Here is a 21,359-nt window from a genome sequence, read left to right as displayed (position 1 = left end):
TTTATTTTTTATATTTTTCTAACGCTTTTTCTAATCGTGTTTTGATTCTTTTCTTCACTAATCTCGGCGCAAGAACTTCTATTTCTTCTCCAAATCCTAAAAGCTCTCGTTCCAACTCAAAATTATGTACAACTTCTATCGAAAATAAAGTTCCTTCGTCCGTCACTTCCAATACTTTTTGCGTCGCATGAATTGGTTTTGTCACCACATAAGGCGCCAATTTTTTATTCACACGAAAAACAACACGTTGCTCTCTTTCTTTCACACTTTTCGTTACACCAATCGCGTTGTTGTAATACGTATCAAAATTAATTTCTTGTTCATCTACAAAAGGTTCATTTGCCAATTCATAAAACTCAACTATTCTATCCAAAGCCAGTGTATACAAATTTTTATCTTTTCTAGATTTAGCCAATAAAAACCAACGATTACGATATTCTTTCAACAAATAAGGGTAATAAACTTGTTGTTTTGGCTCTTTACTTTTTGACGTAAAAGATTGATACGAAACCAGCAAAGGTTGCTTCTTCACAATTGCTTGATACAACCGGTTCAAATGTTCTAAACCTTTTAATAATGGATTTTCTTCGAACTGAATATAATTTGGTTGTTGATGAGTTTGCTTGGATAAATTATTTTCGAGACGCGTAATAATCTCATTCATATCGTCAAAATAATTAAAACCATTCAATTGTTTCATCACCGAAATCACTTCTTTCATTTTATCTAAATCTGCAGACGAAACAGGCGAATTATGAATCGAATAATCATGATCTTCATATTCATAAAACTTTTTTTCTCGAACAACAATTGGCGCATTATAACCTAATTTATCACTGCGCATCACTTGTATATCGCCCTGAATTGTACGTTTCGAAACACCAGAAGTTATTCCTTCATATTCATACAACGCTTCCGAAACTTTTTCTATCAAATCTTCTAATGTCCATTTTCTGAAATGATTTTGAAGACATTTATCGATCGTTTGATAACGTATTAATGCAATTTTATTGGTTGCCATGGTTGATTTCTTTGTTCAATACTACAAATTTCAAATCAAAGTACGCAATCTATTTGCGTAGAAATTTTTATTTCAAATTTTATTCAAAATATTTTCAATGTAAAACCTACTGTTTATCAATGTTTAAAAATTATTTTGAAAAAATATTTTATTACGCAATTCATTCGCTCACTTCTACTCCAACTTTGTCAAAGGTTTAACAACCAAACGATTTTAATTGTTCCTTAACAAATGTTTCAGTATAGCATTGTAGTAGAAAATGTTTCATTACTTCTATTCTGAATAATTAAAATCCCAATGATGCACATGGGTTCGAATCCCATTTTCAACCAAGGTTGAAATAGCTGAGCGGTATAGCAATCATTAATGATGGGTCGTAGGTTCGATTCCTACTTTCAGGAAACTGAAATAACTCAGTTGGTTAGAGTAATCATTAAAATCAGACTTTAAATCTGTTTTTATCGCCCGAAAGGGCACCATTGGAAACAAAAAAAGCTAAAAAGTTTTCTTTTCGAATAGAGAGTTTATTTCGTAGAAATGAATTTGAAATGAGATCAAAAACTTGCTTAAAACCTGAATTTGAAACTTTAGTTGATGATTGATTTCAAAAGTTTAAAAATAAAATATCAAGTCAAAATGATTTGAAAAAAGTTGTAAAAACAAGAAATCAAAATAAGCTGCTCAAACTTCAAATTCCGTTTTGAAAAAGGAAAATGATTTAGCTTTTTTAATTAGAAATACGGTCATCCTGAACTCGTTTCAGGATCACATAAAATAGAGAATGAGAAGCTGAAATAAATTCAGCTTGACAGAAAGTTTAAAGATTATTCGATAAAATCTGAGGGACAATAAAAAAATGTCATTTCGACAAAGGAGAAATCTAAAAAAATATAACAAATCGTCATCCTGAACTCGTTTCAGGATCGCATAGAATAGATTCTTCGACAAGCTCAGAATGACAAAAAAAATAGTAAAAACCTATAAAAATAATAAAATGAAAAAATTAGCAATTAACAACCAAGAAATTGGAATCTATATCAAAAATAACGAAATCGAAAAAGTTTACTCAAAAGGAAATTATTGGATTTTCTTTAATAAAAACATCGAAAAATTAAACATCAACGAAATAATTGATGAAAAATACCACACAATGATTTTGGAAAATGAAACATTGAAATCGATGGTAGATTTTATCGAAGTGTTGCATAACGAAGTGTTGATTATTTACAAAAACAATCAAATCTATAATTCATTTTATAATAAAAATGTAATGATTTGGAAGAATTCAACTCAATTAAAAGCTGTAAAGTTTGATTTGAATTCTACTGAAGAAATTAAAAATTTAACAAAAAGAGAAATTGATATTTTGAGAAAAGCTGGTGCAATTCGTATTATTTCTGTCTCACCATATTTCGAAGGAATTTTGTTCAAAGACAATGAATTTGATTCAGTTTTAAAAGCTGGTGAATACCAATTTTACAACAACGAAACAAAAATTTCGATGGTTTCTTTTGATATGCGTCCGCAAACAATTGAAATTTCGGGACAAGAAATTCTAACAAAAGATAAAGCGCAATTGCGAATCAATTTTATGGTAAATTATCAAATTACTGATTTGTTAAACGCTTATCAATCGAACAAAGATTTCGAAAAAATGATTTATCAAGCGATTCAATTAGGTTTGAGAGAATTTATTGGAAACATGAATTTTGATGATTTGATGTCAGATAAAAATTCGGTAACGAATTATATCATTCAAAAATATCAAGCTGAATTCCAAGAAATTGGTCTAAAATTGATTGACGCAGGTATGAAAGACATTATTCTTCCTGGAGAAATAAGAGAAATTATGAACCGTGTTTTGATTGCCGAAAAAACGGCTCAAGCTAATTCGATTACGCGTCGTGAGGAAACTGCTTCAACAAGAAGCTTGTTGAATACAGCAAAATTAATGGAAGAAAACGAAACATTATGGAAATTGAAAGAGATGGAATACATCGAAAAAATTGCTGATAAAGTAGGAGAAATCTCAATTTCTGGTGGGTCGAATGTATTAAATGAACTAAAAACAATGTTTACAAAATAATATTCTAACCAAATTATATGAAAACAACCGAACAACAAAACAAACCAATTAATGGAATTGATTTGATTGCCTTGGGTTATCCTGAGAATGAAATTTTAGGAATTGCCTTAAAAATTAACCGAAAAAGAAATGGTTATACAAAAGCCGAAATGCTTGATAAATATGCGCAAGTTTTGTCTTCGCCACAAGATTTCTTAGAAGATAAAATTTTCAAAACGCTTGCAAATGGTTTTATCAATGGAATTCATTTACCTCAACAAGATGAAAACTTAATTGAATTGAATGAAAATCCGAACGATTTCAACATTTATGGTGCAAAAAATATTGAAGATGGTGCTTTAGAACAAATGAAAGTAGCCATGAAACTTCCTGTAACAGTTGCCGGCGCAATAATGCCAGATGCTCATCAAGGTTATGGTTTACCGATTGGCGGAGTTTTAGCAACAAAAAATGCAATTATTCCTTATGGTGTCGGCGTTGATATTGGATGTAGAATGGCTTTATCGATTTATGATTTACCTGCTTCTTATTATTTTAAGCATCATGATTCTTTAAAAAAAACTTTAATAAAAAACACAAAGTTTGGTGCAGGACATGGTTTTCATGGTCAATACAAAGCCGAACATCAGATTTTGGATGATGCAAAATTCGAAACAAATTCATTTATTCAAAATTTAAAAGATAAAGCGTGGTCGCAATTGGGTTCTTCTGGAGGAGGAAATCATTTTGTAGAATTTGGTCTGATTGATTTCAAAGAAGATGATAAGAAACTGAACATCAAAAAAGGTTCGTATTTAGCGTTATTAACGCATTCTGGATCGAGAGGTTTCGGTGCTACAATCGCTGGACATTATACAAAAATTGCAAAAGAAATTTGTAAACTTCCTTATAAAGCACAAAATTTAGCTTATTTGGATTTGGATTCTGCAGAAGGTCAAGAATATTGGATTACGATGAATTTGGCTGGTGAATATGCTTCGGCTTGTCACGAAATTATTCATCAAAAAATTAAAAAATCTATCGGTGCAGAAGTTTTAGCTAAAGTAGAAAATCATCATAATTTTGCTTGGAAAGAAATTTACAATGGCGAAGAAGTAATTGTTCATCGAAAAGGTGCAACACCAGCTTCTAAAGATGTGATGGGAATTATTCCAGGTTCAATGACTGCGCCAGGATTTTTGGTTCGCGGAAAAGGTGAAGAAAATTCTATTCATTCGGCTTCTCATGGTGCTGGTCGAAAGATGAGCCGAACACAAGCAATTAAATCATTATCACAAAACAAGATAAACGATTATTTGAATGATTTTGGAATTACACTAATTGGAGGCGGAAAAGATGAAGCGCCGATGGCGTATAAAGATATTCACGAAGTAATGGCTGCACAACAAGATCTGGTTGATGTTGTGGCTACTTTTACACCTAAAATGGTCAGAATGGCAGATGACGGATCGAGAGAAGATTAAAAAAATGCCTGAACAAATGTTCAGGCATTTTATATTTTATTGATTAAATCCAATCTTTTGGATGTTTCAAAACATCGACTAATTTATATTCTTCCGAACCTTCTTCTGGTTGGTGATTATAGTGCCATTGTACATGTTTTGGCAAACTCATCAAAATAGATTCTATTCGTCCATTTGTTTTCAAACCAAATAAAGTTCCTCTATCATGAATTAGATTAAATTCCACATAACGACCTCTTCTAATTTCTTGCCATTCCTTTTGTTCATCAGAAAATTCATCATTTTTGTGCTTTTCAACTATCGGAATATACGCTTCTAAAAATGAGTTTCCTACTTCCGTTACAAAATCATACCATTGTTCAACTGTTTTTTCTGAAGTTGGTTTCAAGTAATCAAAAAACAAACCTCCTATTCCACGGGCTTCTTCACGATGAGTATTCCAAAAATATTTATCACATTCCTCTTTATACTTCGGATAAAAAGCCACATCATGCGCATCACAACTTTTTTTACAGATTGTATGCCAATGCATCACATCTTCTTCATCCAAATAATACGGTGTTAAATCTTGACCTCCTCCAAACCATTGATCGACAATATTTCCATCTTTATCATACATTTCGAAATATCTCCAATTCGCATGAGTCGTCGGAATATGTGGACTTGTTGGATGAATAACCAAACTCAATCCACAAGCAAAAAATTTACCTGACGAAACATTTAACGCTTTTTGCATTGTTTCTGGTAATTCTCCATAAACTTTTGAAATATTAACGCCAGCTTTCTCAAAAACAGCTCCGTCAGTTAAAACACATGAAAGACCTCCGCCGCCTTCTTCGCGTTCCCAACTATCTCTTAAAAATTTAGCTTTACCATCAACTTGTTCAAGTTTAGTAATAATTTTATTTTGTAAGTCTTGTATATATTGAAAAAATTGATCTTTCATCATAAATATTTTTGCAAATATAGAATGATTGATAACGATTAGAAAGAAGATTAATAATTAACTTCTCACAAATGCATATTGAAATGGAACTTTTATAGTGGTTTTTATAAATTTCCCTTCATTATTCTTTGCTGGAATAATTTTATATTTACCTCCTTTAATTCTCTCATTTAATCTAAATAAAGACTTTTCTAAGATATCTTTCGCATCCTCACTTCCTTCAAAATCAGAAATAGAAATTACACCATTTTCATCAAAAGTAAAATTGAATTCAGCTTTAAGAAGATAATTTGTAATTAAGTTTCTCGACCTTAATTCCGTACTTACCATTTTATAAAAATCTTTTCTAAAATTTTGTTTAAAACATTTATTCAACTCCTCATTTCCCTTCTGTTCAACTTTTTTACAACTTAGATATATCAAAGGAGTTTTTATAGACTCTTGTGAAAACAACATTATGCTAATACAAACAAAAAATACAAATAAATATTTCTTCATATTCTTAAAATTAATTCATATTATTTAAAACAACTATTATTAATAACTATTTATAATGTAATTTTAATAAATTATATTTATCAAGATAGAAATTATCAAAACCTATGTTTAAAATCATATTTTACTTATAATTAATATTTTAAACAATTAGAACCATTTAAACGACTTAGTTTTGCATCAAACCAACAGTTGATTAAAAAAGTTATTAACAATATTATTCACAAAAGAAATCTTTCTATACCTTTGCAGAAGAAATTTTATAAAAAATATAAATGTCACAAAACGGAATTCCATCGGTTAATTTAGCAGACTTTTTATCTGATGATCCTGCAAGAAAACAAAAATTTGTCAACGAAATTGGTAAAGCATACGAAGAAATAGGATTCGTTGCTTTGAAAGGACATTTTTTATCTGACGAATTAGTTGAAAATTTATATAAAAGCGTTCGCGAATTTTACGCTTTACCTACAGAAACAAAACAAAGTTATGTAGTTGAAGGAATTGGTGGTCAACGCGGTTATACAGCTTTCGGTAACGAACATGCAAAAGGTAGAACCGTTGGTGACTTGAAAGAATTTTGGCATTTTGGACAGTATTTATCTGAAGAAGATAAAGCGAAATACAACTATCCAGAAAATGTTGATGTAAATGAAGTTCCAGGTTTTAACACTTATGGTGAAGAAACATACAAACAATTAGAAAAAACAGGAGTTTACGTTTTACGTGCTTTGGCTTTATTCTTAGGTTTAGACGAGTTTTACTTTGATGATAAAGTAAAAAACGGAAACTCTATTTTGAGAGCAATTCACTATCCTCCTATCACAGAAGAGCCTAAAGATGCAGTTCGTGCTGGTGCCCACGGTGATATTAACCTGATTACATTGTTAATGGGAGCGCAAGGTCGTGGATTACAAGTGCAACGTCACGATGGAACTTGGGTTGATGCTATTGCTGCTGACGACGAATTGGTGATTAATGTTGGTGATATGTTATCTCGTCACACAAACAACAGATTAAAATCAACAATTCACCAAGTGGTTAATCCAGAGAAAGAATTATGGGGAACATCTCGTTTTTCTATTCCATTCTTTATGCATCCAGTTTCTGAAATGGATTTATCTGTTTTAGAAGATTGTGTAACAGAAGAAAATCCAAAACAATTTGAAGATATTACAGCTGGAGATTTCTTGACTCAGCGTTTAAGAGAAATTGGTTTAATTAAATAAGCCATATTTAATCTATTATTTCATAAAAAAGAGAGTTGATTTTGTCAACTCTCTTTTCATTTACATGCCTCTTACATACATGTTGTAGTTAAAAATATCCAAACACAACAAAGTGTATTTATAATCATTTTTATTGATATTCACTTCCAAAACTGGATCCGAATTATAAAATCTAATTTTTAGATTATCATTCTTATCCAATAATAAATAAATAGAGGAAATCGTTGGACGAATATCATTCATCCAATTTTTTAAAGATTCTTTTGAATCTTTAATCAACTCAAATTTTTGAAAATATTCGTGAAAAAAATTCTCTAAACGTTGCACTTGTGTCAAACGATCCAATTCACGATATAAATCGATAAAAACGCATAATTTTTCGCGCTTTGGACAAACACATGGATATGGATGTTCTCCATTATAAAGCCATCTTTGCCACTTTTTACAAGACGTTTGTTCTATTGCTTTCTCAAATTCATCTTCGTATTTTAAAAGCCACCAATTCATACGGCAAATCCGTAAATTGCCTTTTGATAACTGCAAAAGCTCGTCTATATAAGCGCTAACGTTTAACATCAATTAAAAATTTGAGTCTTGCTAATTTACAACTTTTCTGATTGAATTTTAATGTTTTAATAATAATTTTTCAAATTTTAGAATCTTAAATTGCTCATCAAACAAAACGTTATAAAAGAACATTTTTTCCTTCATCGTTTTATTTTTCATTTGCACATTTCGAACTGGAATTAAGACGTTAAATTGAAATTCTCTATCCTTCTCAAAATGATTAACAGCCGCATAATAAATCAAATTGTACCACGAATCGATTGGTGCATAAATCCCATAAAAGTCAGGATATAACGCATCTGCTTCATCTTTGTAAACATTGGTAATCGAATAATTATCAATCTCAAATTTCGAAACGCATTTATAGGTTGTTAATTTAGAACAAATTGAAGTGTCTTGTAGATATTTCGCCGAATCTAATTTCAGCCCAAATTCGTCCATTTTATAATCTTCAAACTTATTAATCGTAGGATCTACCACAATTTTTTTGTTCGGAAATTCTAAACTTTGTTTTTGGATATCTTGTAAAATAGTATCGTAAATTTTTGTTCGAATTTGATTTGGGTTAACATTTTGCGCATCAACAAATAACACAATATGTAAGGAAAAAACCAATAAAAAAAGTCTCATTTTGGCGTTTTGGTTTAAAATTTGTTTAAATTTATGAAGTCTTTACGATTCAAAAATCAAATTTAGTTGAAAAGATTTCAAATCTTATCATTTCATCATATTTTCGTAAACAAATAGTTAAAAAGGTGTTAAAGTACGCTTTCATACAATTACACTTTAACTATTATTGTTTATTTTTAACAAATTAATACAAAGTTTAATATCCGACAACAAACGTTTATTATAAATATTCTCTATAACTATTATAAATAAAATCTTTTACAATTTTTCCAAACAAGACATAAAAGTTAGACATTTGCAGTGTCAAATAATTTATTCATAGATAGTAAGACAAAGAGTAACAACGAGTATAACGAAATTGATTTATGAAGTTTGGAATTACTCGCACTCTTTTTACTTTTTAGAGTTTTTTATAGTAGTTTAGGTTGGTTAGTAATCCGTTCACTTTGAACGGATTATTTTTTTATAGCTTATCAATAAAAGCTTTCAACAAATTATATACTTTTTCAGAGGAACTCAAATCCAAACTTTCAGCTGTATCATTGGGATCATGATAAAAACCTTTTCCTCCTAATGTGTAAATAAAAAACGACGGAACACCTTTCAAATAAAACGGACAATGATCGGAATTACACGATTCTCCTCGAATTTTAACTTCTTTTAGGTATTTATTTGTTTGATTGAATTCAACTAATTTTTCAAATTGATTTTTAAAAACTTTACCATTCACAACTTGAATTCCTTGATCGCCCGCTCCCATAATATCTAAATTGACTAAAAATTTGATTTGATTCAATGGAAAAAGAGGATGATTAACATAATAATCTGCGCCTAAAATCCCCGCTTCTTCACCTGCAAAAGCCATAAAAACCGTTCTGTAATTAGGTTGATGTTTCGAATAATACTTCATCAGTGTCATCATCATCGCTGTTCCGCTCGCATTATCACTCGCTCCAGGAAAAATAGTTTGTCCAACTTTCCCTAAATGATCATAATGAGCAGAAATCACAACAACGCTATCATTGTTTTTTCCGTCAATATAACCAATTATATTATTTGCCTCAAATGAATTATTCAATTCTGAATCAATGGAATAATCATTTATTTTTAAATTTTTAGAATAAAAGTTATCTGAAATAATAAACTCTGAAATCGAAGATTGTCTTTGACTTAGACTCGACGTTAATTTATCTAAAGTAAATCTAAAAATCGCACGATTTTGATTCTCATCTTTCTCATAAATATTCGCCCATTGTTTGTAATATTTCTGAATAGAATCTACAGAAGTCACTAAAGACGGCAAAATAATATGTTTTCCTTTTTGCGATTCATCATCTTTTATAATAAAATCTCTCGTTTTATCTTTCGATTGAAATGATTCGATATAGGCTTTTGTATCAAAAAAATAAAAAGGTAAATTGATTTTTGAAATTGATTTAGAACTTGGTTTTACGATAAAATCTGTTCCATATTTCAATTCTTTTCCATTAATTTTTAGTTTTGCATCTTTGATAATATTAATTGGAAAAGTAAACGTTTGATTATAGTGATTAGAAAAAGATTTCAATCCATTTTTTTGAAATTCGTTTTGTAAATAAATTCCAGCATATGTCATTCCATTTTCTACATAACCTCTACCAGCAAACGAATTTGATGTAAGTGAATCTAAAATTGTTTTAAAATATTTTTGATCAAAGGTTTGTGCATTTCCAATTGCAATTGCAAAACATGAAATCAAACCAAATAATATCATTTTTATCTTCAGCATTTTAATCATTTTATACTTAAAAAATATTCTATTCTAAGATAATTATCATTTTAACAAAAAAAATCAATTATCTGTATTAAGTCAATAACAAATTTAAAAAATCTTTAAAAAGTAGATCAAATTAATACTACTATAAATTTTATATCTTGCATTATTAAGTTATCATAATAAAAACAACAAATCACAATTAAATGAAAGAAGTCGTAATAGTTTCAGCTGTTCGTACAGCAATGGGATCTTTTTTGGGAAGTTTATCTAACGTTCCAGCTACAGATTTAGGCGCAACAGCTATTAAAGGAGCTTTAGATAAAATCAACTTAGATGGATCTTTGGTTGATGAAGTATATATGGGAAATGTATTGCAAGCTGGTGAAGGACAAGCGCCTGCTAAGCAAGCAATGATAAAAGCAGGTTTACCAAATACGATTCCTGCAACAACGGTAAACAAAGTTTGTGCCTCTGGTATGAAAGCTGTAATGTTTGCTACACAAGCAATTCGTTTAGGTGACGCAGATGTTGTTGTTGCTGGAGGAATGGAAAACATGTCGATGGTTCCTTTTTATTCGCCAAATGCAAGAACTGGAAATAAATATGGAAATACTGTTTTGTTAGATGGAATTGTGAACGATGGTTTACAAGATTACTACAGCAAAGAAATGATGGGACTTTTTGGAGATACTTGTGCTGCTGAGTTCAATATTTCTCGCGAAGAGCAAGATGAATTTGCGATTAATTCTTACAAAAAATCTGCTGCTGCTTGGGCTGATGGGAAATTTGACAACGAAGTTGTTCCTGTAGAAATTCCTCAACGCAAAGGAGAACCAGTTATTTTTAAAGAAGACGAAGAATATAAAAATGTAAACTTTGATAAAGTTCCAGGTTTGCGCGCTGTTTTCTCTAAAGACGGAACTGTAACTGCTGCAAATGCTTCTACAATTAATGATGGAGCTTCTGCTTTAGTATTAATGTCTTTAGATAAAGCAAACGAATTAGGATTAAAACCTCTTGCAAAAGTTATTGCTTATGCTGATGCTTCTCAAGAACCTTCAAAATTTACAACTGCACCAGCTAAAGCGGTTGAAAAATTATTGAAAAAAGCAAATATGACAGCTGCTGATGTTGATTTCTGGGAATTTAACGAAGCGTTTTCAGTTGTTGGAATTGCAAATACTATATTATTAAACCTTGATGCTTCTAAAGTCAATGTAAATGGTGGTGCGGTTTCTATTGGTCATCCACTTGGAAATTCTGGATCAAGAATTTTGGTTACATTATTAAATGTTTTAGAGCAAAACGGAGGAAAAATTGGTGGTGCAGCTATCTGTAATGGTGGCGGTGGAGCATCTGCAATGATTATCGAAAAAATCTAATTTTAGATCAAATACACGATGAAAGCGTCTAATCTGTAGACGCTTTTTTATCTTTTGAAATTAAAATACTTGTAAAAAATCTGAAAAACATTCGACATTTATTATAATTGGCTTAAAAACCTTTTCTATATTTGTTGGATTGAACAAACACTTTTGTATGGAATATTTAGAATTTGAACAACCTATCAAAGATTTAGAAGAACAGTTACAAAGCTGTCAAATCGTCGGCGAAGGAAGCGGTGTTAACATCAAACAGGCTTGCGTTGAAATTGAAATTGCAATTGAAAATAAAAAGAAGGAAATCTATGGTAATTTAACACCATGGCAACGTGTACAATTGTCTCGCCATCCTTCTCGCCCTTATACTTTAGACTACGCTTACGCGATCACAGATAACACGTTTATCGAAATTCACGGAGATAGAACTTTTGCTGATGATAAAGCAATGGTTGGTGGTATGGGAAAAATCAATGGTCAAACTTTTATGATTATTGGTCAACAAAAAGGGAAAAATACCAAAGAAAGACAATATCGTCGTTTCGGAATGTCTAATCCAGATGGTTACCGCAAAGCTTTACGATTGATGAAATTAGCAGAAAAGTTTAATATTCCTGTCTTGACTTTAGTCGACACTCCTGGTGCATATCCTGGTTTAGAAGCTGAAGAAAGAGGTCAAGGTGAAGCTATCGCTAAAAACATCTACGAAATGTTGAAGCTTACAGTTCCTATCATTACAATTGTAATTGGTGAAGGAGCTTCAGGTGGAGCATTAGGAATTGGAGTTGGAAACAAAGTTTTCATGTTAGAAAACACTTGGTATTCTGTAATTTCACCAGAAAACTGTTCTACAATTTTATGGAGAAGTTGGGATTATAAAGAGCAAGCTGCTTCCCAAATGAAATTAACTGGTCCTGATATGTTAGAATTAGGATTAATTGAAGATATCATTCAAGAACCGCTTGGTGGAGCACACTACAAACCAGAAGTTGCGTACACAAACTTGAAAAATAAAGTTTTAGACACTTACAACGAATTGAAAAAACTTTCTCCAAAAGAATTACAACAACAACGTCAAGAACGTTACATAAAATTCGGAGAATTTTCAGGATAAAATATTGTTTTACAATAATACTTATTGTAGAATATACGATTTTAAAACGAGATATAAAATTAGTTATATCTCGTTTTTTTATTTAATTTTGGAACTCTTATGGAACAAGCAAATTATAATCCCGAAACACCAGCTAACAAGCACAATGTCATTGGTTTAGAGAAAGGTAAACTTCCTCCACAAGCTGTTGATTTAGAGCAAGCTGTACTTGGCGCGATGATGATTGATAAAAAAGGGTTAGACGAAGTCATTGACATTCTTACACCGCAAGTTTTTTATCGTCCAGAGCATCAGGCGATTTATGCTGTCATTCAAAAATTATTTAACGATTCAGAACCAATTGATTTATTAACGGTTTCGAATGAATTGAAAAGTGAAGGCAAATTAGATCGTGTAGGAGGTGATTATTATTTGATTCAATTGACGCAAAAAGTTTCTTCTTCTGCGCACGTGGAATATTATGCTCGTGTAATTCAAGAAAAATACATCCTTCGTCGTTTAATTGAGATTTCGAATCAAGTCATTGAAAAATCTTACGATGATACTGCCGATGTATTTGATTTATTGGATTATTCAGAATCGAAATTATTCGAAATTACAGAAGGTGGAATCAAGCGTAGTTATTCGGAAGCAAGAGATTTGGTAACCGAAGCGATTGATAAAATTAAAGCCCAATCTACCAAAGAAGGAATGTCTGGTTTATCTTCTGGATTTACAGAAATTGACAAAATTACTTCGGGTTGGCAAGAATCGGATTTGATTATTTTAGCCGCTCGTCCTGGTATGGGTAAAACTGCTTTTATCCTTTCGATGGCGAAAAATATGACGGTTGACAAAAATATTCCGGTTGCTGTTTTTTCATTAGAGATGTCTTCTGTTCAGTTGATTACGCGTATGATTTCAGGTGAAACTGGAATTTCAGGTGAAAAATTGCGTAAAGCAAAATTAGCCGATCACGAATGGAAACAATTATACACAAAAGTAAAAGGTCTTGAAAATGCTCCATTGTATATTGACGACACTCCTGCCCTTTCGATTTTCGATTTAAGAGCAAAAGCACGTCGTTTGGTTTCTCAACATGGTGTGAAAATGATTTTGATTGACTACTTGCAGTTAATGACTGCTGGAGGAAAAGCAAATGGAAACCGTGAGCAGGAAATCTCAATGATTTCGCGCTCCCTTAAAGCGATTGCAAAAGAGTTAAGTATTCCTGTTATTGCACTTTCGCAGTTGTCTCGTTCGGTAGAAACTCGTGGAGGGAGTAAACGCCCTTTACTATCGGATTTACGTGAATCTGGAGCGATTGAGCAAGATGCCGATATCGTTTCGTTTATTTATCGTCCCGAATATTATAAATTGGAATATTGGGATGATGAAAGTGAACCTTGTGCTGGACAAGCAGAGTTTATCATTGCGAAACACCGTAATGGTGCGTTAGAAAATGTACGTTTACGATTCATTAATGAACAAGCTAAATTTACCGATTTAGAAACTTCGTTTGGTGGAGATTTCGAAATTCAAAGTTCGATGAATGATGGTTCTCAAGAAATGGGAAGTGCCATGAATTTATCTGCTATTGATCCTTCTGATGCTTTTGGAGATTTCGGTGGGGAATTCACAAGTTCCATGAACAACGACGACGATAATTTACCTTTTTAGAAAATAATTTTCATTAAGTAATATTATGGTCAAGCTGAATTCATTTCAGCTTCTCATCATTATATTTTTTTATAATCAATAATATAAAAGATACCTCGACAAGCTCGGTATGACAAATCGTTATTGTTTTAAATTTATTTTACTAATTATAATATATGATAATGTGATTCTGAAACGAGTTCAGAATGACTTATCATCTTTCAAAAATATTTAAGAAATCTAAAACCTTAAACATTTCGAAAAATAGAAATTTCTTAATTCAACAAACAATCATCTAGATTAAATTAATATAAAAACTAAACAATCAACTACATTTAGTTTTATTCAACAAACTATCAGTTTTATTTATCCTAAAAGTTTTGTTAGGAACGAGAATTGCTACAACTTTGTATACATTAAATAAAGAGTGAAATGGCAAGTTCAATCAGAACATTAAATCCTGCTACAGGTAAAATCGAAAAAGAATTTCAAGCCTACACAAGCGAAGAAATCAATCAATATATAGACGACGCAAACGAATTATATCAAACATGGCGATTCGAATCTTTCGAAGAAAGAAAAGCTGTTATGAACCGTGTTGCAAACGAAATGCGCAAGCAAAAAACTCGATTAGCTGCTTTGATTACAACAGAAATGGGAAAACCATTGTATGAGAGCGAAATCGAGATTGATTATAGTGCAAATATCATCGAATATTACGCTGATAATGCAGAAGAATTCTTGGCAAATGTTCCTTTACAAACAGAAAAAGGTGACGCTTATGTGGTCTCAGAACCAATTGGTGTGTTGTTAGGTGTTATGCCTTGGAATTTCCCTTTTTCTCAAATTGCGCGTTTTGCCGGACCTCACATTATGGCTGGTAACACAGTTGTTTTGAAAACAGCTTCTAATATTCCGCAATGTGGAATCGCTTTCGAAGAAATGTTTACAGCTGCTGGCGCTCCAAAAGGTTTGTACAAAAACTTGTTGATGTCAGGAAAAGACACAGATACAATTATCAATAACCCAAAAATTGTTGGAGTTTCTTTAACTGGTTCCGAAGCTGCTGGTGCAGAGGTTGCAAGTATCGCGGGTAAAAATGTAAAACCTTCGGTTTTAGAACTTGGTGGTTCTGATCCAATGATTGTTTTGAATGATGCGGATATCGAAAAAGTGATGAGCGGAACAATTAACGGTCGTTTACGTAATGCTGGACAAGCCTGTACTTCTTCGAAACGTATTATTGTACAAGAAGGTATTTACGACGAATATTTGAAAAAAATTACAGACTATGTAAACGGAATGAAAGTTGGCGATCCTACACAAGCAGATACCAATATGGGACCTGTAAGTTCGGAAAGTGCATTAGAAAAATTATTGGATCAAATTAATGATTCAGCGAATAAAGGAGCAACAATTGTTTCGGGAGGAAAACGTATTGATTGTGATGGTTTCTTTTTACAACCAACAATTTTGACAGATTTAAAACCTGGAATGAAGGCTTATGACGAAGAAGTTTTTGGACCTGTGGTTTGTATTTGGAAAGTGAAAGATGTAGAAGAAGCAATCAAAATTGCGAATGATACGCCTTACGGATTAGGCGCTTCTATTTATACAGAAGATGTTCCGAATGCGGAGAAAATCGCTCGTAGAATAGATTCGGGAATGGTTTACGTGAACAAACAAGTTTCATCAAGCCCAGATTTACCTTTCGGAGGTGTAAAACATTCGGGTTACGGACGCGAACTTTCTAAAGCTGGAATTATGGAGTTTATCAATAAAAAATTAATCATGATTGCGAAATAATTTTTCAATCATATCTTAATAACACAAAAAATGCAACTTCATAAAAGTTGCATTTTTTTATTGAATAAATCCTTGTTTTTGTTCCATTTGGTCAATTTTGAAAAGAATTAAATCACGCATAATTTTTGCTCGATTTTTTGCTTCATTTGCTATTTCACCTTCAAATTTTTCGTCAATTATTCCGTACCACAATTCAATCCAACGCTCGAAATGGTGTGGTTTTAATTTCTCTTTCTGACTCAAAACCAAATGTGTTCGCATTGGCCAACCTTCAAAAGTTGCTTTTCCTAATAAAACAGTTTCCCAAAACTGAATCATATGCGGCAAATGTTCGTCCCAATTTACCTTTGCAACTTCCGAAAAAAAGTAACCAATGACATCATCTTTTTGCACTTTATCGTAAAACGTATTTACCAATAAAGCAACATCTTCTGAAGTTTCGATATCTTTTTTCATTAAAACAAATTTACAAAGAACTTAATTCAATTCATCAATGTTTTTAATCACGAAAAAATGCAGTAATTTTACAGTCTCATAAAAATGAATAAAATTGGATAGCAATAGACAACAAAAAGTAAGTAAATTATTTCAAGAAGAATTAGCAGAAGCTTTTAGAAAATGGGCTGTAAAGGAATTCCCTGGAAATTTGATTAGTGTTACAGAAGTAAAAGTAACACCAGATTTGAGCGTTTCTAAAATCTATGTAAGTATTTTTCCAAGTACTCAAAAAGACGAAATTTTCAAAGAAATTAGAGTTAATACACCATTATTTAGAGGAATTTTATCAAAAAGTGCTTCTAAACAAATGCGTATTACACCAGAATTAATTTTCATTTTAGATAATTCGTTAGACGAAATGGATAAAATCGACAAAGCGCTAAGAGGAGAAGGAAATAATCCAATCTTATAATGAGAAACATTTCACTTTACATTGCGAAACGCTACATTTTTTCGAAAACGAATACAAACGCCGTAAACATTATTACATCGATTGCTGTTGGTGCTATTCTGGTTGCTACAGCGGCTTTATTTATTATTTTATCCGTTTTTTCGGGATTAGAAAAAATGAATTTAAAGTATTATAGCAATGTAAATCCTGAAATTAAAATATCACCTTCGAAAGGAAAAGTATTGGACAGTTTAACTTTTGTTGTGGATCAATTGAAGCAACAAAAAGATGTCAAAGCTTTTTCTAAAATCATCGAAGAAAAAGTCTACATCGATTACAAAGGAAAGCAAGATATTGCCTATTTGAAAGGTGTTGACGAAAACTTTACCAAAGTTACGCGTTTAGATACGGTGATTTATGGTGGACAATATTTAGATTTTAATCGCGATGATAATTTTATTGTTTCGAATGGAATTGCAGAACGTTTACAACTTTATATCGATCCGATAACGCCAGCAGATTTGATGATGCCAAAAGCTGGAACAGGTTTAATAAAACAAGAAAGCGATGCTTTTACTCGCAAAGATGCGTATAGCGTTGGCGTTTTTATTTTGAACGAACAATACGACAAACACATCTTTACAACTTTAGGTTTGGCGCAAGAATTATTGTTGTTAAACGAAAATCAATGTTATTCGATTGAAGTAAAAACGACTGGAAAAAAATCGTTTAACGAAGTGAAAATTCAACTTCAAAAAGCATTGGGTTCTCATTATAAAATCGAAACCAGACAAGATTTAGATTCAGCTTTCTTGAAAGTAATGAATATGGAAAATTTAATCAGTTATTTGATTTTCACGTTAGTCATTATCATTGCATGTTTCAATTTGGCAGGAACAATTATTATCTTGATTTTGGATAAAAAGAAAGAAATTCAGACGATGTATAGTTTTGGATTATCACGAAAAAACATTCGTAATATTTTCTTCCAAACTGGTTTTATTATCACCTTTATTGCGATGACAACAGGTTTATTAATCGCCTCTGTTATTGGATTATTACAAATAGATTTTGGTTTGGTTATGGCTTCGCCAACTGTTCCGTTTCCATTCATCTTTTCTGTCGAAAATTTTATTGCAGTTATTGTAACTGTGTTAGGTTTGGGAAGTTTGGTTTCATGGATCGTTTCCAGACAAGTGAAATAAAAAATATTAAGACATAAAAAAAACTTGAAGAAATCTTCAAGCTTTTTTTATGCTTTAATCCCACCTATTCCAACGAATGTAATTTGGTTTTGAGAAGTCGAAATCCATCATTTGGAAATCTCTATTATCCAATAAATTTGTCTTGATTAGATTATCACCTTGTCCAGGAATTGAAGGATAATACGACAATGAAAAACGAATATTATTAAACACAAAATAATCATTTGTCAACATCACACCCAAACTAAAACGCGAATAAATTGGGTTATTATTCAGTATAAATTTTTTGTTATCTCCAATTGCCGCAACCATCGCATTGAAAAATGGCGAAATACGAAATCCTAAAAACTCGTAAGGTGTATAGGATTGCAATTGATACTCGAACATTAATTTCTGTTGACCTGTTAATCCTCTATCCGATTTGAAACCTGCCATTCCCAAATAATCGTGTTCATGAAGCGAAAGTTGATCCGCAGGAGAATCTATACGATCATGTCCCAAAAGATAATTAGTTTTCATGAAATTTCTGAACTTCCATTTTCCCCAATTTATCAACTTTGCCATATATTGTAATTCTACAGACAGCGTTTTTTGTTCAAATTTTCCTTTATTAAAAAATCCTCCAAACTCAACTCCAAATCCCCAAAAACCGGTATTTAAAAAACCTCCAGCAGAAGCTTTTCCGCCAAGATAATAACGATCAGTTTGACGAATATTTTGAATTCCTCCTATAATGCCCAATGATTTCCCTATCGCAATATCTTCTTCAATATCATAATTGAAAATATATTTTGTTTTGATATATCGTTTTGAAGAAATTCCTATCCCTACTAAATAATTCGTTTGGTCAGAAAAAAAGTTCACAGGATCGTTTTCTGGAGTTGGTGTTTCGGTATAAGATCGATCATAAAATCTACCTGAAACAATAAAATTGGTAATATTTTCTGAATGATAATCATCAATTCTAAACGCTCTTGCCAACCAATAATCTTGGTAATTATATTTGAAATGGTTATCAACCAAAATAGGTTTTTCGAAATCTAATGAATCTTTAAAATACACTTGTCCAACCGAAACTCCACCTGCATAATGTGCTAATGGCGAATAAAAAGGTCGTACAAAACTGATTGATTTTGTATAATGATTATCTTCATTTTTGAAATAACGTACATTCCCAATAATTCGAGTTTGGGCAATATTTGGAACCGTATAATTAAATTGATATAACGAATTTCCTGTTTTGTAATTGTGACGGTAACGATTATCAAACACATGTCCTAAACCTAAAAAATTTCGCTCTCTAATGCGAATTCCAGCTTTCGAACTCGAAACCGAACCTGTAATAAACATACTCCAAGAGTCAATTGAATTGACATATAAATCAACCGAATCATTCCCGACAGCTTCTTCCTTAATCTCTACTCGACGAATAGAACGATTGCTACGTATTAAACGCTCAGACTCAGCTGCTTTTACAGAATCATATTTATCTCCTTGTTTCAACAACATATTTTGGCGCAACACAAATTGCTTAGATTTCCCGTGTAGTGTATTTCCAGTTCTTTCAATCCATCTTGTCGGTTTTCTCGTCGTGTCCTGCAAAGAATATCCGAATGGGTCTTGTGTTTTGTAGTAAATATTTCGAATAATTTTTCCTTGATATTTTCCATCACCTACATTATTATTGGGCTGAATAGGAAAACTCGTTGGTTTTTTCTTGAATAATAATTTTTGGTAAAACTTTCTAAACTTAGAATGATTTTTATTTTCAATTCTAACTGTATCAATTTTGACACTATCTTCTTGAGCATTAACAATTATGGATAAACTAAAAAATAGTAATCCAAAAAAAGTTAATAATATATTTCTTTTTTTAAGCACACGTCAAGTTATAAAAGTCTAACCGCTTTTACAAATCTAGTTTTCCAATAATTTTCATCAAGAGAAGAAATGATGACACCTTTCGAAGTTGATGAATGTACAAAACTGATTGATCCGTCATGATTAATACTTTCTACAATACCTACATGTGAGATTGAATTTCCTGAAGTATTAAAAAATATTAAATCACCTATTTTAACATTTTCGATTGTAATTTCTTTTCCATATTCAGCTTGATCACTCGAACGACGAGGCAATTCTAAATTCATTTCCTTAAAACTTACATAAACCAGTCCCGAACAATCGAAACCTGTTTTCGTAACTCCACCATATTTGTAAGGTGTTCCTAAGTAAGATTTTGCAGTTTTTAGAATTTTATTTATATCACGAGGCGCACTATCATCAGCATTTTTAGAACGAAAAACCTCTGTAGATTCGTTTTTTTTGGAAGAAGTATAAACTTTTTTAGAACCAGTTTTCTTATACGAAGTTACTTTACTACTTCCACAAGACGTCAAGAATAAACTTGCGATAATAATTGTTGTAAGGTATATATGCTTCTTCATTTTCGGTCCGGTTTTCTTCAACAAATTTTCAACGAATAAATTTACTAAATATTATCTTGCATCACCTCTGTTAACAATTGTTTGGCTCTTAAAAGGCGAACTTTAACATTTGGTAAGGTCAAATTGAGTTCTTCAGCAATCTCTTTGTATGTTTTATCTTCGATATAACGCAATTCTATAATTTTTTGATAAGGTTCTCTCAATTTTGCAATAGCTTTTATCAGCGTGTCATTATCTTGTTTTAAAATCAAATGTTCTTCTGGCGAAGGATGATCTTCTAAAATTTCTAAAAATTTGGTTTCATCATCAAGAGAAATATTCAGTTTTGGAGATTTTCTGATATGATCAATCATCGTATTATGTGCGATAGAAATTACCCAAGTCGTAAAGTCAAAATCTTCGTTATATAATTTCAATTTTGTAAAAACCTTCGTAAACGTTTCTATAGCGATATCTTCGGCTTCTTCTTCGTTTCTAATCTTAGAAAATACATAATGATAAACTTTGTTCCACAAAACCTCTATCACTGCGTTCTGAGCATTTCGTTTCCCTTTTTTAGCTTCTAAAATTATGTCCTCTAATGTCATTTACTAAATCAATTATGATAAATATAACAAAATATATAGTATAAAAAAAGCTTCAATAAAAATATTGAAGCTTAAAATCTGTAGACCCACAGGGATTCGAA

At 31.5% G+C, this 21,359-nt stretch carries 19 protein-coding genes; 9 read left to right on the top strand and 10 right to left on the bottom strand.

Going from position 1 to position 21,359, the window contains the following annotated elements; genetic code table 11:
• Nucleotide 1: 1 nt before the first annotated feature.
• The gene (locus B4L98_RS13430) at nt 2-1,021 is read right to left on the bottom strand and encodes a helix-turn-helix transcriptional regulator (protein ID WP_291078472.1); all 1,020 of its coding nucleotides are present in this window, start codon (nt 1,019-1,021) and stop codon (nt 2-4) included.
• Nucleotides 1,022-2,015: 994 nt separating this feature from the next.
• Between B4L98_RS13430 and B4L98_RS13425 the strand changes: the two genes are divergently transcribed.
• Nucleotides 2,016-3,107: a slipin family protein gene (locus tag B4L98_RS13425; protein ID WP_291078470.1), complete on the top strand. Its 1,092-nt coding sequence runs from the start codon at nt 2,016-2,018 to the stop codon at nt 3,105-3,107.
• Nucleotides 3,108-3,124: 17 nt separating this feature from the next.
• On the top strand, nt 3,125-4,570 hold the full coding sequence (locus tag B4L98_RS13420) for an RtcB family protein (RefSeq protein ID WP_291050565.1): 1,446 nt from the start codon (nt 3,125-3,127) through the stop codon (nt 4,568-4,570).
• Between the two features lie 43 nt (nt 4,571-4,613).
• Here B4L98_RS13420 and hemF read toward each other — a convergent pair whose 3' ends face one another.
• Complete coding sequence (hemF, locus tag B4L98_RS13415) at nt 4,614-5,516, bottom strand: oxygen-dependent coproporphyrinogen oxidase (protein ID WP_115001274.1); 903 nt, start codon at nt 5,514-5,516, stop codon at nt 4,614-4,616.
• A 57-nt stretch (nt 5,517-5,573) separates the two neighbouring features.
• Entirely contained in the window at nt 5,574-6,014 is a 441-nt protein-coding gene (locus tag B4L98_RS13410) for a hypothetical protein (RefSeq protein WP_291078468.1), read from the bottom strand.
• A 272-nt stretch (nt 6,015-6,286) separates the two neighbouring features.
• On the opposite strand from B4L98_RS13410, the gene B4L98_RS13405 reads away from it, so the two are divergent.
• On the top strand, nt 6,287-7,240 hold the full coding sequence (locus tag B4L98_RS13405) for an isopenicillin N synthase family dioxygenase (RefSeq protein WP_125349043.1): 954 nt from the start codon (nt 6,287-6,289) through the stop codon (nt 7,238-7,240).
• Nucleotides 7,241-7,300: 60 nt separating this feature from the next.
• On the opposite strand, the gene B4L98_RS13400 is transcribed toward B4L98_RS13405, so the two are convergent.
• The 3 genes from B4L98_RS13400 to B4L98_RS13390 form a co-directional block, all read right to left on the bottom strand.
• Nucleotides 7,301-7,747, bottom strand: coding sequence for a hypothetical protein (locus B4L98_RS13400; protein ID WP_115001277.1), 447 nt, complete (start codon nt 7,745-7,747; stop codon nt 7,301-7,303).
• A 117-nt stretch (nt 7,748-7,864) separates the two neighbouring features.
• Nucleotides 7,865-8,437: a hypothetical protein gene (locus B4L98_RS13395; RefSeq protein WP_125349041.1), complete on the bottom strand. Its 573-nt coding sequence runs from the start codon at nt 8,435-8,437 to the stop codon at nt 7,865-7,867.
• A 463-nt stretch (nt 8,438-8,900) separates the two neighbouring features.
• Entirely contained in the window at nt 8,901-10,205 is a 1,305-nt protein-coding gene (locus B4L98_RS13390) for a M28 family metallopeptidase (RefSeq protein WP_291078466.1), read from the bottom strand.
• A 191-nt stretch (nt 10,206-10,396) separates the two neighbouring features.
• On the opposite strand from B4L98_RS13390, the gene B4L98_RS13385 reads away from it, so the two are divergent.
• The 4 genes from B4L98_RS13385 to B4L98_RS13370 all read left to right on the top strand — a co-directional run bounded on the left by B4L98_RS13385 (nt 10,397) and on the right by B4L98_RS13370 (nt 16,130).
• Nucleotides 10,397-11,575: a thiolase family protein gene (locus tag B4L98_RS13385; RefSeq protein WP_291078464.1), complete on the top strand. Its 1,179-nt coding sequence runs from the start codon at nt 10,397-10,399 to the stop codon at nt 11,573-11,575.
• 157 nt (nt 11,576-11,732) lie between these two features.
• Nucleotides 11,733-12,686, top strand: a complete 954-nt coding sequence (locus B4L98_RS13380) for an acetyl-CoA carboxylase carboxyltransferase subunit alpha (protein WP_038334644.1) — start codon at nt 11,733-11,735, stop codon at nt 12,684-12,686.
• A 99-nt stretch (nt 12,687-12,785) separates the two neighbouring features.
• Nucleotides 12,786-14,345: a replicative DNA helicase gene (gene dnaB, locus B4L98_RS13375; protein WP_291074322.1), complete on the top strand. Its 1,560-nt coding sequence runs from the start codon at nt 12,786-12,788 to the stop codon at nt 14,343-14,345.
• Between the two features lie 411 nt (nt 14,346-14,756).
• Nucleotides 14,757-16,130, top strand: coding sequence for an NAD-dependent succinate-semialdehyde dehydrogenase (locus tag B4L98_RS13370; protein WP_291078462.1), 1,374 nt, complete (start codon nt 14,757-14,759; stop codon nt 16,128-16,130).
• A 57-nt stretch (nt 16,131-16,187) separates the two neighbouring features.
• On the opposite strand, the gene B4L98_RS13365 is transcribed toward B4L98_RS13370, so the two are convergent.
• On the bottom strand, nt 16,188-16,586 hold the full coding sequence (locus tag B4L98_RS13365) for a group III truncated hemoglobin (RefSeq protein WP_019975256.1): 399 nt from the start codon (nt 16,584-16,586) through the stop codon (nt 16,188-16,190).
• 94 nt (nt 16,587-16,680) lie between these two features.
• Here B4L98_RS13365 and rbfA point away from each other — a divergent pair, with 94 nt between their 5' ends.
• Both rbfA and B4L98_RS13355 read left to right on the top strand, forming a co-directional pair.
• On the top strand, nt 16,681-17,040 hold the full coding sequence (gene rbfA / locus B4L98_RS13360) for a 30S ribosome-binding factor RbfA (protein WP_038334637.1): 360 nt from the start codon (nt 16,681-16,683) through the stop codon (nt 17,038-17,040).
• Nucleotides 17,040-18,224 carry an ABC transporter permease gene (locus tag B4L98_RS13355; RefSeq protein WP_291078460.1) on the top strand — a complete coding sequence of 395 codons (1,185 nt, stop codon included), beginning with the start codon at nt 17,040-17,042 and terminating at the stop codon, nt 18,222-18,224. Before rbfA ends, B4L98_RS13355 begins: the two co-directional genes overlap by 1 nt.
• 54 nt (nt 18,225-18,278) lie before the next feature.
• Here the strand turns inward: B4L98_RS13355 and B4L98_RS13350 are convergent, their stop codons facing one another.
• The 3 genes from B4L98_RS13350 to B4L98_RS13340 are packed head-to-tail and all read right to left on the bottom strand — an operon-like array spanning nt 18,279 to nt 21,258.
• Entirely contained in the window at nt 18,279-20,105 is a 1,827-nt protein-coding gene (locus B4L98_RS13350; RefSeq protein WP_291078458.1) for a hypothetical protein, read from the bottom strand.
• Between the two features lie 8 nt (nt 20,106-20,113).
• Nucleotides 20,114-20,671: a C40 family peptidase gene (locus B4L98_RS13345; RefSeq protein ID WP_038334631.1), complete on the bottom strand. Its 558-nt coding sequence runs from the start codon at nt 20,669-20,671 to the stop codon at nt 20,114-20,116.
• Between the two features lie 44 nt (nt 20,672-20,715).
• Entirely contained in the window at nt 20,716-21,258 is a 543-nt protein-coding gene (locus B4L98_RS13340) for an RNA polymerase sigma factor (protein WP_291072190.1), read from the bottom strand.
• Nucleotides 21,259-21,359: the final 101 nt, after the last annotated feature.

It is taken from the genome of Empedobacter sp. UBA5528, from assembly GCF_002426075.1.
Lineage (GTDB): Bacteria > Bacteroidota > Bacteroidia > Flavobacteriales > Weeksellaceae > Empedobacter > Empedobacter falsenii_B.
Note: the sequence above shows the minus strand (reverse complement) of the source record. Positions and strands in the feature narration are given on the sequence as shown.

Coding starts and splice junctions, on each gene's coding strand:
- B4L98_RS13430 (WP_291078472.1), bottom strand. CDS start 1,021: ATGGCAACCAATAAAATTGCATTAATACGTTATCAAACGATCGATAAA.
- B4L98_RS13425 (WP_291078470.1), top strand. CDS start 2,016: ATGAAAAAATTAGCAATTAACAACCAAGAAATTGGAATCTATATCAAA.
- B4L98_RS13420 (WP_291050565.1), top strand. CDS start 3,125: ATGAAAACAACCGAACAACAAAACAAACCAATTAATGGAATTGATTTG.
- hemF (WP_115001274.1), bottom strand. CDS start 5,516: ATGAAAGATCAATTTTTTCAATATATACAAGACTTACAAAATAAAATT.
- B4L98_RS13410 (WP_291078468.1), bottom strand. CDS start 6,014: ATGAAGAAATATTTATTTGTATTTTTTGTTTGTATTAGCATAATGTTG.
- B4L98_RS13405 (WP_125349043.1), top strand. CDS start 6,287: ATGTCACAAAACGGAATTCCATCGGTTAATTTAGCAGACTTTTTATCT.
- B4L98_RS13400 (WP_115001277.1), bottom strand. CDS start 7,747: ATGAATTGGTGGCTTTTAAAATACGAAGATGAATTTGAGAAAGCAATA.
- B4L98_RS13395 (WP_125349041.1), bottom strand. CDS start 8,437: ATGAGACTTTTTTTATTGGTTTTTTCCTTACATATTGTGTTATTTGTT.
- B4L98_RS13390 (WP_291078466.1), bottom strand. CDS start 10,205: ATGCTGAAGATAAAAATGATATTATTTGGTTTGATTTCATGTTTTGCA.
- B4L98_RS13385 (WP_291078464.1), top strand. CDS start 10,397: ATGAAAGAAGTCGTAATAGTTTCAGCTGTTCGTACAGCAATGGGATCT.
- B4L98_RS13380 (WP_038334644.1), top strand. CDS start 11,733: ATGGAATATTTAGAATTTGAACAACCTATCAAAGATTTAGAAGAACAG.
- dnaB (WP_291074322.1), top strand. CDS start 12,786: ATGGAACAAGCAAATTATAATCCCGAAACACCAGCTAACAAGCACAAT.
- B4L98_RS13370 (WP_291078462.1), top strand. CDS start 14,757: ATGGCAAGTTCAATCAGAACATTAAATCCTGCTACAGGTAAAATCGAA.
- B4L98_RS13365 (WP_019975256.1), bottom strand. CDS start 16,586: ATGAAAAAAGATATCGAAACTTCAGAAGATGTTGCTTTATTGGTAAAT.
- B4L98_RS13355 (WP_291078460.1), top strand. CDS start 17,040: ATGAGAAACATTTCACTTTACATTGCGAAACGCTACATTTTTTCGAAA.
- B4L98_RS13345 (WP_038334631.1), bottom strand. CDS start 20,671: ATGAAGAAGCATATATACCTTACAACAATTATTATCGCAAGTTTATTC.
- B4L98_RS13340 (WP_291072190.1), bottom strand. CDS start 21,258: ATGACATTAGAGGACATAATTTTAGAAGCTAAAAAAGGGAAACGAAAT.